Below are 15285 nucleotides of genomic sequence, written 5' to 3' on the forward strand. Positions count from 1 at the left end.
CTGTCTACCGCTGGAACTTCCAGATGATCGCGGCGGGCGTGTTCTCGTAGGCGGCGTCGACCGCCTCGGCCGCCCAGGCGCGCAGGAACGGCCCGCCGCCCTCGGCGCTGCGCGGCCAGCGCGGCTCGCGGCAGGCCCGCACCGTGAGCCCGGCACCCAGCGCGGCGGTGACGTAGTCAGAAGGGCGGAACCGGCTCGCCGGCATTCGCGACTCGACGCCGGAATCGTCCACCGTGGACGCGATGCCGCCCAGGTAGAGCGACTGCCAGTGGATGTCGGAGGTGACCAGGTGCCCGCCGGGGCGCAGCACCCGGGCGAACTCGGCGAACGCCGGCTCCAGCGCCGGCAGATGGGTCAGCGCCAGCGCGCAGGTGACCAGGTCGACGGAACCGTCGGCGACCGGCAGCCGGCGCGCGTCGCCGCGCACGAACAGCGCCCCCGGCACGGTGCGCCGCGCCACGGCCAGCATGTCGGGGGAACTGTCGACACCGACGACGGCGTGCCCGGCGGCCGCCAACGAAAAGGCGTGCCGCCCGGTGCCGCACGCCGCGTCGACCGCGCGGCCCGGTGCCAGCCCGGCCAGCAACTCGCGCACGACGGGCTCCTCGACGTCGATCAGCGGGTTGCCGGGCTCGTCGTAGGTGCGCGCCCAGATCCGGTAGCCCGCGACCGTGTCCGTCTCACCGACGTGATCGCCGGCGCCGAGCGAGCCACGCTCGTCGGCCGCCAGGATGGCCCGCACCTCGGCGAGCCGGGCTTCGACGAACGCGGCGTCGAACTCCCCCGCGAACGCCCGGTGCAGCGCGAGCCCTTCCATGCCGAGCAGGAACGCGGCCGGGTGTCGATACGCCATGACGGCACGCTAGAGCGCGCGCCACAAAGCCGCGAACGGATTTCAGCGCAGTTCGTAGATGAAGATCCGGCCGTTGTCGTAGCGCAGGTTGGCCAGGATCCGCAGTTCCGGTGACTCCATGGCGACCTGGCGGTCGGCGACCAGCCAGTGCACCTTGTCGTCGTTGGCCAACGAGGTCAGCGACGCCGCCGTGGGCGTGGTGAACGCGGCGTCGTTGCGGGCCAGCAGGGCCGGGTCCCAGAACGCCCACGAGCCTGACGAGGAGACCCGCGGCGCGAACGCCCAGCCCTCGACCAGCACCCGGCGCTCCGCGTAGGCCGAGAGCCAGAACGACCGAGGGTCGCAGTAGCCGTCGGTCGGCGCGTTGATGCAGTGCGCGTTGGTGGCCACCACGTCGGTCGGCGCGCTGTGGTCGCGCAGCCAGCGGGCCGCGTCGACGCGCGACTTCGGCAGCGAGACGGTGGCGTAGGCGCCGCCGTTGGAGAACCGTTCCGACTTGCGCATGTCCATGATCAGGCCGGGCGCACCGACGACCAGGATGGCCGTCAGCGCGACCACGCCGCCGGTGCCGCGCAGCGCGGGCTGCCAACGGCTCAGCGCCGGCCAGAGCGCCGCCACCACCAGACCGGCCGCGGCGAGCACCAGCGACCAGCGCAGCAGCGGCGTCAGCGGGTCGATCGCCTGCGGCGGCACCGACGCCTCGGCCGGGCCGGCCAGCTTGAACTGGGCGACCACCAGCACGATCGCGAACGCGAGCGTCTCGACGGCCAGCAGGGTCCGGCCGGCGCGGGAGAGCTTGGCGCGGTCGTAGACCATCGCGTAGCCCCACGCGGAGAGCAGCACCGCGAAGGTGAAGCCGGAGCGGGTGAAGTATTGGTTGCCGTCGCCGGGCTGCTTGACCATCAGGTAGATCAGCGGGCCGCCGATGCCGCCCGCGAGCAGGAACACCTGGGTCGGGTCGAGGCGGCCGCGGCGCAGCCAGAGCAGCGGCACGATGCCGACCGCGCGCAGTTGCATGTTGACCAGGAACGCGAACACCACCGAGAGCACCGCGAGCCAGGTCGGGCCGTCGGCCGGGGTCCAGAACCGCTCGAAGCTCCAGAACGGCTCGGGCGTCACGCCGTAGGACTGGAACCGGAACAGCACCGCCAGGGCGAAGAGCTGGGCGGCGCCGGTCAACACGCCGAGGATCAGCAGCGTCCACGGGACCCGGCGGCGCACCGCCAGCACGACGACGAAGGTCACCAGCAGGGCGACCGCCACCACCGGCAGCGAGCTGGCCTTCGCGCCGCTGGAGGCGAGCAGCAGCAGGAACGCGAGCACGAAACCGCCCCGGCCCAGGACCCCGGTGATCAGCCCGCAGATCACGCCGATCAGCGCGATCAGCAGCACCCAGGAGTAGATCATCGACATGCCGTGCCAGATGACGAACGAACTCTGGGTGCCGAACGGCATCGTGACCGGGTCGGTGAAGTTGGTTTCGCCGATGACGAAGAACAGCGCCGCCGCGACCGCGCCGACCAGTGCCCGGCCGCTGATCCGCCAGCCGACCACCGCGGTCAGCAGGATCGCCAGCGCGCACAGGAACGGGATCGCCAGCCGCAGCGCGACCACGGGCAGGTCGATCCCGGCGATCATGCTGGTCGACGCCATGTGCGCGTAGCCGAACCAGTGGTAGAACAGCGGCTCGCCGGCGACCTGCGGCACGTGCAGCGGGAACTGGTATTTCGCCTCGCCCGCCAGCGACAACTGGTAGGCCAGGTCGAGATACTGCCGGGTGTCCTCGGAGGTCGGCAGGATCGGGTTGCGCTCGAGGAACGTCGACGACAGATAGGTCGTGAAGAACGCGACCGCGCCCCCCACCGCCCACGAGAAGCCCAGCGGCGCCAGGGTGTAGCCGTCGCGCACCAGGAAGTGCCGCCGCAGCCGGGGCACCGCCGCGAACAGCGCGACCACGACCAGCGGCCAGGCCCACAGCACGCCGCGGATGTCGAGCACCGAGACCAGCGTCCAGGCCGGCAGTTCCAGCACGAGGCCGACGGCCGTGCCCATCGCGAGGTCGTCGATCAGCGAGTGCGGCGTGCGGCGCAGCGCCCGGTAGACCAGCGTGCCCGGCAGCATCAGCGCGAGCGCCAGGTAGAGCGCGTATTTGACCAGGTCGAGAACGGCGGTGTCCGCGGCGATCAGGACCGCCGCGACGTAGAGCACCGTCGCCACGAAGGGCAGGAAACGCAGGAGGGGATACGCGCGACCGGCCTCGCCGGCAGCGGAGGAGCCCGAGCCGGCGGGGGCGGGCACGCTCTGCTGTGCCGGCGGGGACGTGGGGTGGTCGGGTGGAGCGGTCACCGCAGGCTGTCCGCCAGCACGGCCGGATCGTCGCCGGTGCGACGCTGTTCCGGTGCGGCACCAGGGTCGCCGGCGTCGCCGGGATCGCTGTCGGTGGCCACGAAGTAGGCCGGCCGGGCCTGCACCGCCGTGTAGATCCGGGCCACGTATTCGCCGAGCAGGCCGAGGCAGAGCAACTGGACGGCCCCGAGGAACAGCACGGCGACCAGGATCGACGGCCAGCCGGAGACCGTGCGGCCGGAGACGAACGCGGCCAGCACCGCGATCACCAGCAGCCCGCAGACCGCGACACCGACCAGGCCCAGCCAGGTCGCCACCCGCAGCGGCGCCGCCGAGAAGCTGGTCACGCTGTCGGCGGCCAGGGCGAGCATCCGGGAGAACGGATATTTGGTGCGGCCCGCGGCCCGCTCGGCGCGCAGGAAGCGCACCTCGCCGCTCGGGAAGCCGAGCCAGGGCACCACCAGGCGCAGCACCGGGGTGCGCTCGGGCAGGTCACGCAGCGCTTCCACGGCGACCCGGCTGAGCAACCGGAAGTCGCCGGCCTGCGCGGGCACCTGCTTGCCGACGAGGCGGCGCATCATCCGGTAGTAGGCGCCGGCGGTGAGCCGCTTGAACGCGGTGTCGGAGCTGCGGTCGGCGCGTACGCCATAGACGATGTCGAGGTTTTCCGACCGGGCCAGGGCGAGCATCTCCGCGATGGTCTCCGGCGGGTCCTGGAGGTCAGCGTCGATGCTGACCACATAGCTGCCGCGGGCCCGCATCAGGCCCGCGATCAGCGCCGCCTGGTGGCCGCTGTTGCGGCGCAGGCGGATCACCCGCAGTTGCGGCCAGCGGGCCCGGAGCCCGTGCAACCCCGCCGCGGTGGCGTCGGTGCTCCCGTCGTCGACGGCGACCACCTCGTAGGGCTCGGCCAGCCCGTCGAGGACCGTGCGCAACCGCTCCGCGAGCAGCGGCAGCACGCCTTCCTCGTTGAACATCGGCACCACAACGGAGAGTGCCGGATCCTGCTGACCCATCGCGCCTGTGCTCCCTCCGCGCTCCGAACGGGGGAACCGTATCAGTTGCGGAGGGTTAAATCAGCACACGCTACGGGGCAAACCGGGCACTGGCACGGGCGACTTTCCCGTCGGCTTCTGCTTTCCGGCAAGCACCTGGGCGAGGGCCTTCAGCGAGTCGGGCGTCGACGAGTAGGTGGCCACCAGCGTCGGCGACGTGGCGCTACCGAGGATGTAGGGCGTGTCCATCGCGACCGTCACGTCGGCCTTCGGGTTGAGGTCGCCCGGGCCGTCGCCGTAACCGACGAGGTGCACCACCCGGCCGCCGCTCGGCACGACCTGGACGCCGGCGCTCTTCAGCGCCTTCTCCAGGGTTGCCTTGCTGGTGGCGCGACCGCCCGAGGTGGTCACCGAGACCGGGCCCTTGACCGGTGCCGCGCACTGGCCACGGAGCTGGGTGACCGCCGCGCCGGCCAGGCCGCTGGCGACGCTGAGGTGCGACTGGGCGGCGAGCACGTTGTGGTCGGGGCCGGCCTGGGCGTCGGCGAGTGAGAAGCGCAGGGTCAGGTCGCGCGTCGCCGCCTCGACCAGCCGGTCCTTCTTCAGCGAGCCGTCGTGCAGCCCGTTGAGCAGGCCGTTGTAGGCACCGTCGACGCTCGGCGGCATCAGCAGCAGGTCGTTGCCGGCGTTGAGGGCCCGGACGGCGGCCTCGCCGGCCGGCCACTGCTCGGCCGGCTCCATGTTGAGCGCGTCGGTGACCACGACGCCCTTGAACCCGAGCTGGCCGCGGAGCACGTCGACGAGCGCCTTGTGCGAGAACGAGGCGGGCACGCCCGGCTCGATCGACTTCACGTCGAGGTGACCGCTCATCACGAGCTGCGCCCCGGCGTCGATGCCGGACTTGAACGGCACCAGGTCGGTCTTGTCGAGGTCGGCCTTGCTCTTGCTGATCACCGGCAGGGCGGTGTGCGAGTCGGAGGCGGTGCTGCCGTGCCCGGGGAAGTGCTTGAGCGTGGCGGCGACGCCGGCCGACTGGAGGCCCTTGACCGAGGCGGCGACCTGGTCGCCGACCGCCTTCGGGTCGCCACCGAACGAGCGCGACCCGATCACGCCGCCGTCGGCGGTGCTGAGCACGTCGGAGTCGGGGGCGAAGTCGACGTTGAGCCCCATCGCGCGCAGCTCGTCGCCGGCCACCGACCAACCCTGCTGTGTCGCCTTGGGCTGGTTGGCCGCGCCGAGCGCCATCGCGCTGGGCAGCACCGTTACGCCGGTCTTGATCCGGGTGACCGTGCCGAACTCCTGGTCGGTGCCGATGAGGATGGGCGCCTGGCCGCCGGCCGCCTGCTGCACGCCGCCGGTCAGGGCGGTGATCTGCTTCGGGTTGTCGACGTTGGTGGTGGCCTGGTTGGTCGACGTGGGGTCGTCGGCGGAGAAGCCGACCAGGATCAGCCCGCCCAGGTGATATTTCTGCACCATCTGCGCGGGGGTGTCGACCTTGCCGAGCTTCTGGTTGCCGGCCGCGGAGGCCGCGCTCACGTCGGTCGCCGAGCTGCCGTAGGCGTAGGGCATCAGCACCTGGCCGGCGAGCTGCTCGTCGGAGAGTGTCTTGACCAGTGCGGCCGCGCGGCTGGCGGGATCGCTGCCGGTGCTCGGGCTCGGGGCGGGCGCCGTCGCCGCCGCGGAGGGCGGGGACGAGGACGGTGCTGCCGCGCGGGGCGCCGGCTTGCCGCATGCGGTGATGGCCACAAGGATCGCGGCCACAACCGCGGCGAGAAGTAACGCGAGGCGGCTCCGGGGGGAGGCCATCGAGCAATGATGGCCAGACCGTTGCGAAATGAGCAAGTCAACCGGGCAATACGGTCGGTCCGGAATTCGCACGAAGCAGCAGCCCCTGGTCGGCGGTGGTGCGCGGTGGGCGGTTTCGAGGTCGTCCCTTCGGGGACGGCAAGGGCGATCAGCCCACGCGGGTGAGCAGCGTCACCGGTGCCCCGTCGCCGGCGTAGCGGTAGGGCTCGAGTTCGCCGTCCCAGGCCGTGCCGAGCGCCTTGTCGAGGGCGTGCTGGAGCGCCTCGGGGGCGCGCGAGCTCGCCATGATGGCCCGGAGCCGGTCTTCGCCGAGCTGGATGTCGCCCGCGACACCGGCGGTGGCCCGGAACAGGCCGCGGCCGGGCACGAACATGAAGCGTTCACCGTCACAGCCCGGGCTGGGCTCTTCGGTGATCTCGAAACGGATCATGGGCCACTGCCGGAGGGCAGCAGCCAGCTCGGCGCCGGTCCCCGCGCGCCCGGTCCAGCTGCACTCGGTGCGGCGGGCGCCCGGATCGACGGGCTGCGCGCTCCAGTGCAGTGTGACCGGCGCGGTGAGGACGCGCGCGATCGCCCACTCGACGTGTGGGCACACGGCGAGCGGGGTCGAGTGGACGTAAACGACGCCACGCGTTGGCACGGTGACCTCCCGAAGACCCGAGGTGCGTCTTCCCCTACGACCTCGATCCGCGAGTGGTCAGCAATCATGATGACGCCTGGGGCCGATGTTGCGCCAGGGAATCGGAAAACTGGTTGGGACGATTGGTCCGGATGGCCGATCCACCCGCTGGTGTACCCTTCACTGGGCCCCTCCGGTCCAAATCCCTGTACCGCGCACCTTGCAAGGAGTCCCCCGTGGCGAGCAACACCTCCAAGACCGCGCGCGCGTCCGTCCGGGCCGGCCAGGCCGGTGCCGGCGGCGCTCTGAGCGTGCTCGGCGAGTTCAAGTACCTGATCCCGCTCAACAACGGGAAGTTCGTTTACGTCCGCAACCTGACCAACGGCAAGACCAACCACCTGCGCACCGACTCCGACGCGTTCGTCGAGGAGATCAAGGTGCTGGCCGGTGCCGGTCACGCCGCGAAGATCCGCGCCGAGCTCAACGGCCTGGCCGCGGCCTTCCCGTCGCACGGTTGGGACGTGACCGAGAAGCGTCTGGTCGACGCGGGCATCTTCGAGGCCTGAGTCACCAACGAGAGCGCCCCGGCAGTGCCGGGGCGCTCTTTCGTGTCCCCCCGCCGGGGGAGGCGGTTCCCACCCCGGTGGGGTGACCCGGTCCCGCGCGCCACCGAGAGTTCTCGGCATGAGGCGCTTGTCGTTCGTCGCGGCCGGTTGGGCCGCCGTCTACACCGTCGTGCACGCCGTCTGGGCGGTGACCGGGCCGCCGGACTTCCGGTCGCCGGGCGAGTCGTTCCTGCCGACGGGCTGGCTCCCGGTCGCCATCGGCGCTGGAGCCCTCGTCGCCGTGTTCCTGCGCGGCCGGTGGAGCGCGCTGCTCGGCTGGGCCGTGACCGCCGCGGCCGTCGCCTACTCGTTCATGTTTCCGATAATGCTCGTCCAGGTGTGCGGCGCCCTGTTCGGCGCACCGGTGTCCGGCCGGGACGTGGCCACCACGCTGGCCCAGGGCTCGGGCGCGGTGCTCGCTTGGCTGACCGGCGCGGTAGCGGTGCGGGCCTGGGGCCGCCGGGCGGCGGTCGCGGCGACTCCCTGGTGGGCCTTTGCCGCGGCGTACACCGTCGTGGCCAGTTGCGTCGCCCGGCTCGGTGCCGAGGTGCTGCACGGATTCCTGCGCAGCCGGTCGGCGGACACCCCGTGGGCGTACCTGCTGCTGTTCGTCGGTCTGTTGACCCTGGCCGGCACGCTGCTGCCGCTGGCGCTGGTGCACGGCTGGGGCCGGATCTGGCCGGCCTGGGTACCGCTGCTGGCCGGCCGCCGCGTCCCGCGCTGGCTGGTGCTCGGTCCGGCCCTGTTCGTCGGCGCGGGCCTGACCGGCTACTTCGGCATCGGCGGAGTAGCGGCCTGGGCCCGCGGCGACATCGACGGCGACTGGTTCCTCGCGGTGGCGCTACCCGCCTACACGCTGTGGGGCGTTGGCCTGCTCGTCGCCGGTGCGGCCTACCTGGTCCGGACCCGTCCGGCCGCGGACGAGGATCAGCACCAGCACGCCGGCGGCCAGCGCGGTCGCCGCGGCGACGGTGACGGTCGCGGTCAGGCCGCCGACCGGATCGCCCGCGCCGGCCTGGTGCTCGAACACCGCGCCGAAGACGGCCACGCCTAGCGCGAACCCGAGTTGGCGGAACGTGTTGAGCGCGCCGCCGGCCATCCCGCTGCGCTCCCGCGGCACGGCGGCGAGCACCGCCGACGACAGTGCCGGCAGGACGGTGCCGACGCCGAGGCCGACGACGATCAGGCCGGGCACCAGCGCGCTCCCGGTGCTGCCGGAGTCGAGAAAGGACTGGAGCAGGTTGCCGGCGGCGATCAGCAGCAGGCCGCCGCCGACGGTGACCCGGGGCGCGATCCGCTGGAGCCGGTGCCCGGCGAACGCGCCGACGAGCAGGGCCGCGGCCGCCATCGGGAGCGCGCCGACCAGACCCGCGCGGACCGGTCCGTTGCCGAGGACCTGTTGCAACCAGACCATCGTGTACGGCAGGTAGGCGAACGCCGCCGCCTGGGTCAACAGCGCCGCCGCGATCAGGGCGCTGAACGCCGGCCGGCGGAACAGGCCCAGGTCGAGCATCGGGTGGTCGGAGCGGCGCTCGACCGCGACGAAGACGACGGCGGCGACCAGGCTCACGGCGAACGCGACCAGCGTCGACGGATCGGTCCAGCCGGCGCTGCCGCCCTGGATCAGCCCGAGCGTGACCGCGCCGGCGGCGACCGTGAAGGCCAGCGTGCCGGCCAGGTCGAACCGGCCCTGTGCGCCGCGCGACTCGATCACGCCGCGCCGGGTGAACCAGACCGCGACCAGGCACACCGGCAGGTTGACCAGGAAGATCCAGCGCCACCCGAGGTGCTCGGTGAGCAGCCCGCCGACGATCGGCCCGGCCGCGGCCGCCGCGCCGTTGACCGCGCCCCAGACGCCGAACGCGACACCGCGGTCGCGCCCGCGATAGGTGACGTTGAGGATGGCCACGGTGGTGGCGAACATCGCGGCGCCCGCGACGCCCTGCAACACCCGGGCGGCGACCAGTGCCTGCTCGTTGGGCGCCACGGCGCAGAGCAGCGAGGCGGTGGCGAACAGAACGAGCCCGCCGAGGTAGGCCCGGCGCCGCCCGTAACGGTCGGCGAGCGACCCGGCGCCGAGGACGAGGGCGGCGAGGGCGAGGGCGTACCCGTCGAGGACCCATTGCAGGTCGGCCAGCCCGGCGTCGAACTGGCCGGCGATGGCGGGCAGGGCGACGACCACGATGGTGACGTCGACGAGCAGCAGGAAGGTGCCGAGGCAGACCGCGATCAGCGGTGACCATTTGCGCATGGGCGAACGGTGCCGAGAATGGCTTCTCCGGCACCACATCTGCGGCAGGTTCCGGCGGATCTCGACAACGGCCTAGGGTTGCGGGGTGGAAATCGACGCGCTCGACCGCCAGATCATCCACGCGCTGCGGGTCAACGGGCGGGCCGGCTACCGCGAGATCGGCGCGGTGCTCGGTGTCTCCGACCAGACCGTCGCCCGGCGCTACCGGCGGCTGCGCGAGGGCGCCGGCGTGCGGGTGGCCGGCCTACCCAACCCGATCGCGCTGGGCTACGAGATGTGGCTCCTCCGTTTGCGCACCACCCCCGACGCGGCGGGAGCGATCGCGGCGGCGCTGGCCCGGCGCAGCGACACCGGCTGGGTGAGCCTGACCTCGGGCGGCACCGAGATCGCCGCCAACGTGCAGCTACCGGCGACCGCCGACCGCGACGCCCTCCTGCTGGACCGGCTCCCCCGCACGCCGCGCTTGATCTCGGTGAGCGCGCACTGCATGATCCACCACTTCGCCGGCGGCGCGGTCGGCGCCGACCAGCGCGACAACTCACTGACCCCGGCCCAGATCGCCGCACTGACGCCGGCTCCGCACACCGCGCCCGGGCCGCCCCGCCTGACCGACGACGACCGCCCGCTGCTGGCCGCACTGGCCCACGACGGCCGGCTGGGCTTCCCGGAGTTGGCGGCGGCAACCGGCTGGGCCGAGACGACGGTCCGCCGCCGCCTGCACGACCTGACCGGCTCGGGCGCGCTGTTCTACGACGTCGACGTCGACCCCGACGTGCTCGGCTTCCGCGCCCGGGTGCTGCTCTGGCTATCGGTGGCACCGTCCCGGGTGGCGGCGGTAGGCGCCGCGATTGCCGGCCACGAGGAGATCGTCTTCGCGGCGGCGACAACAGGCCCAACCAACCTGGTCGCGACCGTGGTCTGCCACGACATGACCGGCCTCTACACCTATCTGACCGAGAAGATCGGCGCGCTGGACGGCGTCGACCGCGTCGAAACCGCTCCCCTGGTCCGCCACATCAAGCAGTCCGGAGCCGTCACCACCTCGGCTCCGCCGCACCGCACCTAGCCCGCGCGCTGTGGGGTGAGCGCTCTGCGGGCGCTGCTCTCCCGGGCGCTGGCGATGTCGGCGTGTCGCGCCGATGTCCCGGTGTCCTTTTCGGGAGTACATGTTTTTGCATGTGCGTACATGTAAAAACATGTATGGCCACGTTCAGTAGCAGCCGTCGACTCCGCAGGTGTCGCCTGACGCGGCGATCACCGGGAGGGCTCGGTGACTCGCCGCCCAGACCTGCTCCAGCACGGCGACGAGGCGGTCGGTTTCCAGGGCGCCGGGGACCGCGTAGGTGTCGTCGAAGACCAGGAACGGGGCGCCGCTGGCACCGAGGCTCAGGGCCGCGTGCTGGTCGGCTGCGACCCGGTCCCGGTAGCGGCGGTCGTGCAGGGCCGGGCCGGCTCCGTCGAGGCCGATTTCCCCGGCGAAGTCGAGCACCTCCTCGCGGGTCCACAGCTTGCGGGCCGTGCCGAAGTGCGCGCGGAACATCGCGGCCCAGGTCTCGGCGCCGCGGCCCTGGTCGGTGGCGTAGGCCAGCAACTCGTGGGCGAAGTCGGTCGGGCCGAGGGTGCGGTCGACCGCCCGGTAGGGGTCCAGGCCCTCGGCGTGCGCGGCCCGCTCGATCGGGCGCAGGACCTGCTCGACGGTGCTGGCCGGCGCGCCGGCCATGGTGATCAGCTCGCGTTGGGTGACGCCGGTCCGCGGCAGGTCGGGGTGGAGTTGGAACGACCGGTGCACGACCTCGACCGACGCGCCGTGTGCGAAGCGCTCGATCGCCCGCCGGAGCCGGTGATCGGTCAGACCGCAGAACGGGCAGATGATGTCCGACCAGAATTCGATCTTCATCGGCGCAGCTCCTTACGATTCTTACTTTCTGTGTGTAGGCCCATCATGGGTTAGTGTCGGAACGTCTGCAAAAGGCACATTGGTGTGCGCGGAAGGGAGCGGAGATGGTTGGCCGACAGCCCAGCAACTCGCGCGCCAGCGTCCGGCGGGTGCCCGGGCCCTGTGCGCGGTGGGGCGACGACGATGCCGCCTTCATCCGCGAGATCCTCGATCTCGTCGGCGACAAGTGGAGCGTGCTGATCATCGGCACGCTGGCCGACGGGCCGGTCCGCTACTCCGACCTGGCCGCCGCGATTCCCGGTGTCTCGCAGCGGATGCTCACGCTGACCCTCAAGCAGTTGCAGCGGCACGGGCTGGTCGGCCGGCGGGCCTTCGCCGAGGTGCCGCCGCGGGTGGAATACCGGCTCACGCCGCTCGGTGACTCGTTGCTGTCGACGGTGCTGGCGCTGGCCGACTGGTCCGCCGACCACCACGCCGAGATCCGGGGCAACCAGCGGGCCTACGACGGCGCCGGTTGAGGCCCGGCGGTGTCACTCGAACGGCGAATACCAGGCATGCCAAGGGGGACGTAGCGTCTGTTCGTGCACCATCCGCGCGGACCGGTCGCCTCGGCGCAGCAGCAGGAGGAGCAGCGCAGCCTGCTGGTGACGGTGGCGCTTGTCATCGCGGCGCTGGCGATCGTGATCAGCCTGGCCGGCATCGTGCTCGCCGCGCTGGAACTCGGGCGCGGTGAGACGGGCGCGGCTCACGACAGCGGCAGCCATTCCGTCGACGTGGTGATCTCCGCCAGATAGTCGAGGTCGAGCGACACGCCCAGGCCCGGGCCGCTGGGCACGGCGACGCGGCCGCCGTCGAGCACGAACGGCTCGGTGATGTCGCGGGCGAAATAGCGGTCCGACGCCGACGTGTCGCCGGGCAGGGTGAAGTTGGGCAGGGCCGCGAGTGCCACGTTGGCCGCGCGGCCCAGGCCGGTCTCCAGCATCCCGCCGCACCAGACCGGCACGCCGTGTGCGGCGCAGACGTCGTGCACCCGCCTGGCCTCCAGGTAGCCGCCGACCCGGCCGGGCTTGACGTTGACCACCGAGGTGGCGCCCAGCGCGATCGCGTCGGCCGCGGCCCGGGCCGAGGTGATCGACTCGTCGAGGCAGACGGGCGTGCGGATCAGCCGGGCCAGCGCGGCGTGGCCGCGCAGGTCGTCTTCCGGCAGCGGCTGCTCGATCAGCAGCAGGTCGAACGGGTCGAGCCGGGCGAGCTGGCGGGCGTCGGCCAGGGTGTAGGCGGTGTTGGCGTCGACCTGGAGGAGCAGGTCGTCACCGAAGCGCTCGCGGACGGCGCGGACTGGCTCGACGTCCCAGCCGGGCTCGATCTTGAGTTTGATCCGCACGTAGCCCTGCGCCTTGTAGCCGTCGACGGCGTCGAGCAGGGCGGGGATCGACGACATGATGCCGACCGAGACGCCGGCCGGCACCGAGGTGCGGACGGCGCCGAGGTAGGCGCCGAACGACGTGCCGGAGTCGCGCAGCGACAGGTCGAGCAGCGCGGTCAGCAGGGCGGCCTTGGCCATCGGGTGGCCCTTGATCCGGTCGAGGGCCGCTTCCAGCCGGGGGACGGTGAGCTCGGCGGCTTTGGCGAGCGCGATCACCTCGGGCAGCAGGAAGCGGCGGATCACCTCGGCCGCGCCGTCGACGTGTTCGCTGGAGTAGAGCGGTTCGGACATCGCGACGCATTCGCCCCAGCCCTCCGCGGTCTCGCCGACCGCGCGAACCAGCAGCACGTCGCGTGCGGTCTCGGTGCCGAACGAGGTGCGGAAGGGGCTCACCAGCGGCATCGCGATGCGGCGGAGCTCGAGACCACGGAGGTTCACTAAGACGTCCTCTATTCAGCTTCCATGACGTACCAACCGTCGCGGGCCATCCCCGCGATCCGGTAACCGGCTTCGAATGCCGCGCACAGCGCGTCACCGACCTCTCTCCGCCACGCGACGGCGAGTGGCGGGTCGGTGCCCCGCATGGCTTCGATGTCGAGCGGCACGGCGACCAGCAGCGGCCGGCCGTCGTAGATCGCCTTGCCGGGGCTCGGGCGACCGAAGTCGTCGCGGGCGAGGGCCACTTCCGCGCCGGCGGCGTACACCGCCTGCATGTTGATCTCCCGGGTGTCGCCCGCGGCGGCGGCGATCGCTTCCGGTGACGCGACGTCCCACTGGATGTAGAGGCGGTCGCTGGTGGCGTCGCCGGCGTTGATCCCGTCGGTCATCCGGCCGTAGAAGTCGGGCAGGTATTTGACCGCGCGGGCGCCGAGCTTGTGCAGGTTGAAGTAGGCGTTGCGGCCGACCAGCGGGTCGAACGTCCAGTGCACCGACTCGATCCGCCGATCCAGTGCCCAGGCGCGTTGATGCAGCTTGATGGCGTGCCCGGCGCCGCGACTCTGGGTCGCCGGGTCGACACCCGTGATGTGCGAGTGCAGGTGGTCGATGCCGAAGAACGCGACGGCCGCGCCGATCAGCGTGTCTTCCCGGAAGGCGCCCACCACATAGTTGCCGGCGTACGCGAGCGCGCGCATCATCCGCGCGTCGAGTAGCTGGCTGGGTGAGTCTGCCCGCCAGATCCTGCCGAACAACTGGGCCGCTTCCTCATGCGCCGCGGGATCACGTAACTCCCGCACGCTGATGCCCAGCCGGGCCGCGGCGGCGGTCGCGACCTCTTTTGCCTCCGCGATCAGCTCGTCCACCCAGCCTCCCGTTGTGCAGACCGAGTCCTTACTTCAACAGGTGAACCGGTCTCGTGTCGAGGCTACCGTCGGTAATTGATGCTTTTCTTTACGTTGCTACGCCCTGCCGACCTGCCCATTTGGCGTAGTTTCGTCGATACCGGGTGATACCGGATCTTTAATCTGGCGGCCTGAACGCAGCTTAAGGCATGATTGTTACTGCTCGGTATGTGTGATGGTGAACATCGGTGGGGAATCCTCGCACGGGAGGTGACCATGCCGGAGCGGACCACAGTGACACTGCCCGACGGCGTGCGGCTTCACGTCGAGGTGAGCGGAGCCGACGACGCACCGGTGACGGTCTTCCTGTTGCACGGCTGGACCCTGGACACCCGCACCTGGCACCGCCAGCTCACGGGGCTCCCGGAGGCGCTGGGCACGCCGGTGCGGCTGGTCGCCTACGACGCCCGCGGCCACGGCCGCTCCGACGACACCAGCCGGCCGGGCGCGACCCTCGCCCAACTCGGCGACGACCTGGCCGAGGTGATCTCCGCGATCGCTCCCACCGGCCCCATCGTCCTCGCCGGCCACTCGCTGGGCGGCATGACGATCATGGAGTTCGCCCACGGGCACCCGCGGATGTTCGCGCAGCGGGTGGCGGGACTGGTCTTCATCTCGACAACCGCTGAAGGACACACCCACACGGCGTACGGGCTGCCGCCGCGGATCACCCGCATCATCCGCCTCGCCGAGACCACCGGCGCCGGCATCCTGGCCCGGGGCGGCTCCTGGCGGGTGCACCGCTACCTGCTGCGCGCGCTGGCCCCCTCGCTGCGCTGGCTGCTGTTCGGCAACCGGTGCGCTTCCGAGGACCTGATCGTCACCACCGCCGCGGTGGCCCGGGCGCAGCTCACCGCGATCGGCGCGTTCCGCTCGTCGGTCGGCGAGCAGCAGCGGCTGACCACCCTGGCCGCGCTCGGCAACCTGCCGGCCGCGGCGCTGGTCGGCGACCGCGACCGGCTCACTCCCCCGGCGTGCGCCGAGTCGATCGCCGGCGCGCTGCCCGACGCCGAGCTCACCGTCTGCCCGGGCGCCGGGCACATGTTGATGCTGGAGCGCCCGGCGATCGTCACGGCCGCCCTGGCCGAGGTGGTCCGGGCGGCCCAGGGCGACTATCTGGACCCGGCCGACCTTCAGGCCGCCTGAC

14 protein-coding genes are annotated in these 15285 nt (G+C 72.0%); 5 read left to right on the top strand and 9 right to left on the bottom strand.

Annotation, left to right across the window (positions count from 1 at the left end):
• Window positions 1-4: 4 nt before the first annotated feature.
• The 5 genes from DFJ67_RS41990 to DFJ67_RS42010 all read right to left on the bottom strand — a co-directional run bounded on the left by DFJ67_RS41990 (window position 5) and on the right by DFJ67_RS42010 (window position 6640).
• A complete protein-coding gene (locus DFJ67_RS41990; RefSeq protein WP_116075330.1) occupies window positions 5-853 on the bottom strand; it encodes a class I SAM-dependent methyltransferase in 849 nt (282 codons plus the stop codon).
• A gap of 42 nt (window positions 854-895) precedes the next feature.
• On the bottom strand, window positions 896-3199 hold the full coding sequence (locus tag DFJ67_RS41995) for a hypothetical protein (RefSeq protein ID WP_147315805.1): 2304 nt from the start codon (window positions 3197-3199) through the stop codon (window positions 896-898).
• Window positions 3196-4215, bottom strand: coding sequence for a glycosyltransferase family 2 protein (locus DFJ67_RS42000; protein WP_116075334.1), 1020 nt, complete (start codon window positions 4213-4215; stop codon window positions 3196-3198). The genes DFJ67_RS41995 and DFJ67_RS42000 overlap by 4 nt, the downstream gene beginning before the upstream one ends.
• A 60-nt stretch (window positions 4216-4275) precedes the next feature.
• On the bottom strand, window positions 4276-6000 hold the full coding sequence (locus tag DFJ67_RS42005) for a glycoside hydrolase family 3 protein (RefSeq protein WP_116075336.1): 1725 nt from the start codon (window positions 5998-6000) through the stop codon (window positions 4276-4278).
• Window positions 6001-6148: 148 nt separating this feature from the next.
• A complete protein-coding gene (locus DFJ67_RS42010; RefSeq protein WP_116075338.1) occupies window positions 6149-6640 on the bottom strand; it encodes a DUF3145 domain-containing protein in 492 nt (163 codons plus the stop codon).
• Window positions 6641-6855: 215 nt separating this feature from the next.
• On the opposite strand from DFJ67_RS42010, the gene DFJ67_RS42015 reads away from it, so the two are divergent.
• Window positions 6856-7185, top strand: coding sequence for a hypothetical protein (locus tag DFJ67_RS42015; protein ID WP_116075340.1), 330 nt, complete (start codon window positions 6856-6858; stop codon window positions 7183-7185).
• 880 nt (window positions 7186-8065) lie between these two features.
• On the opposite strand, the gene DFJ67_RS42020 is transcribed toward DFJ67_RS42015, so the two are convergent.
• Complete coding sequence (locus tag DFJ67_RS42020; RefSeq protein ID WP_116075342.1) at window positions 8066-9475, bottom strand: MFS transporter; 1410 nt, start codon at window positions 9473-9475, stop codon at window positions 8066-8068.
• An 85-nt stretch (window positions 9476-9560) separates the two neighbouring features.
• Here DFJ67_RS42020 and DFJ67_RS42025 point away from each other — a divergent pair, with 85 nt between their 5' ends.
• On the top strand, window positions 9561-10541 hold the full coding sequence (locus DFJ67_RS42025) for an Lrp/AsnC family transcriptional regulator (RefSeq protein ID WP_116075344.1): 981 nt from the start codon (window positions 9561-9563) through the stop codon (window positions 10539-10541).
• A 144-nt stretch (window positions 10542-10685) separates the two neighbouring features.
• Here the strand turns inward: DFJ67_RS42025 and DFJ67_RS42030 are convergent, their stop codons facing one another.
• A complete protein-coding gene (locus tag DFJ67_RS42030) occupies window positions 10686-11372 on the bottom strand; it encodes a DsbA family oxidoreductase (protein ID WP_116075346.1) in 687 nt (228 codons plus the stop codon).
• A 104-nt stretch (window positions 11373-11476) separates the two neighbouring features.
• On the opposite strand from DFJ67_RS42030, the gene DFJ67_RS42035 reads away from it, so the two are divergent.
• Window positions 11477-11890, top strand: a complete 414-nt coding sequence (locus DFJ67_RS42035; RefSeq protein WP_116075348.1) for a winged helix-turn-helix transcriptional regulator — start codon at window positions 11477-11479, stop codon at window positions 11888-11890.
• Between the two features lie 63 nt (window positions 11891-11953).
• Window positions 11954-12166: a hypothetical protein gene (locus DFJ67_RS42040; protein ID WP_116075350.1), complete on the top strand. Its 213-nt coding sequence runs from the start codon at window positions 11954-11956 to the stop codon at window positions 12164-12166.
• On the opposite strand, the gene menC is transcribed toward DFJ67_RS42040, so the two are convergent.
• Both menC and DFJ67_RS42050 read right to left on the bottom strand, forming a co-directional pair.
• A complete protein-coding gene (gene menC / locus DFJ67_RS42045) occupies window positions 12118-13236 on the bottom strand; it encodes an o-succinylbenzoate synthase (RefSeq protein WP_116075352.1) in 1119 nt (372 codons plus the stop codon). The genes DFJ67_RS42040 and menC overlap by 49 nt on opposite strands.
• Before the next feature lie 11 nt (window positions 13237-13247).
• Entirely contained in the window at window positions 13248-14099 is an 852-nt protein-coding gene (locus DFJ67_RS42050; RefSeq protein ID WP_116075354.1) for a GNAT family N-acetyltransferase, read from the bottom strand.
• Between the two features lie 255 nt (window positions 14100-14354).
• On the opposite strand from DFJ67_RS42050, the gene DFJ67_RS42055 reads away from it, so the two are divergent.
• Window positions 14355-15284, top strand: coding sequence for an alpha/beta fold hydrolase (locus DFJ67_RS42055; RefSeq protein WP_116077297.1), 930 nt, complete (start codon window positions 14355-14357; stop codon window positions 15282-15284).
• The last annotated feature ends 1 nt before the right edge of the window (window position 15285 follow it).

It is taken from the genome of Asanoa ferruginea (assembly GCF_003387075.1).
Lineage (GTDB): Bacteria > Actinomycetota > Actinomycetes > Mycobacteriales > Micromonosporaceae > Asanoa > Asanoa ferruginea.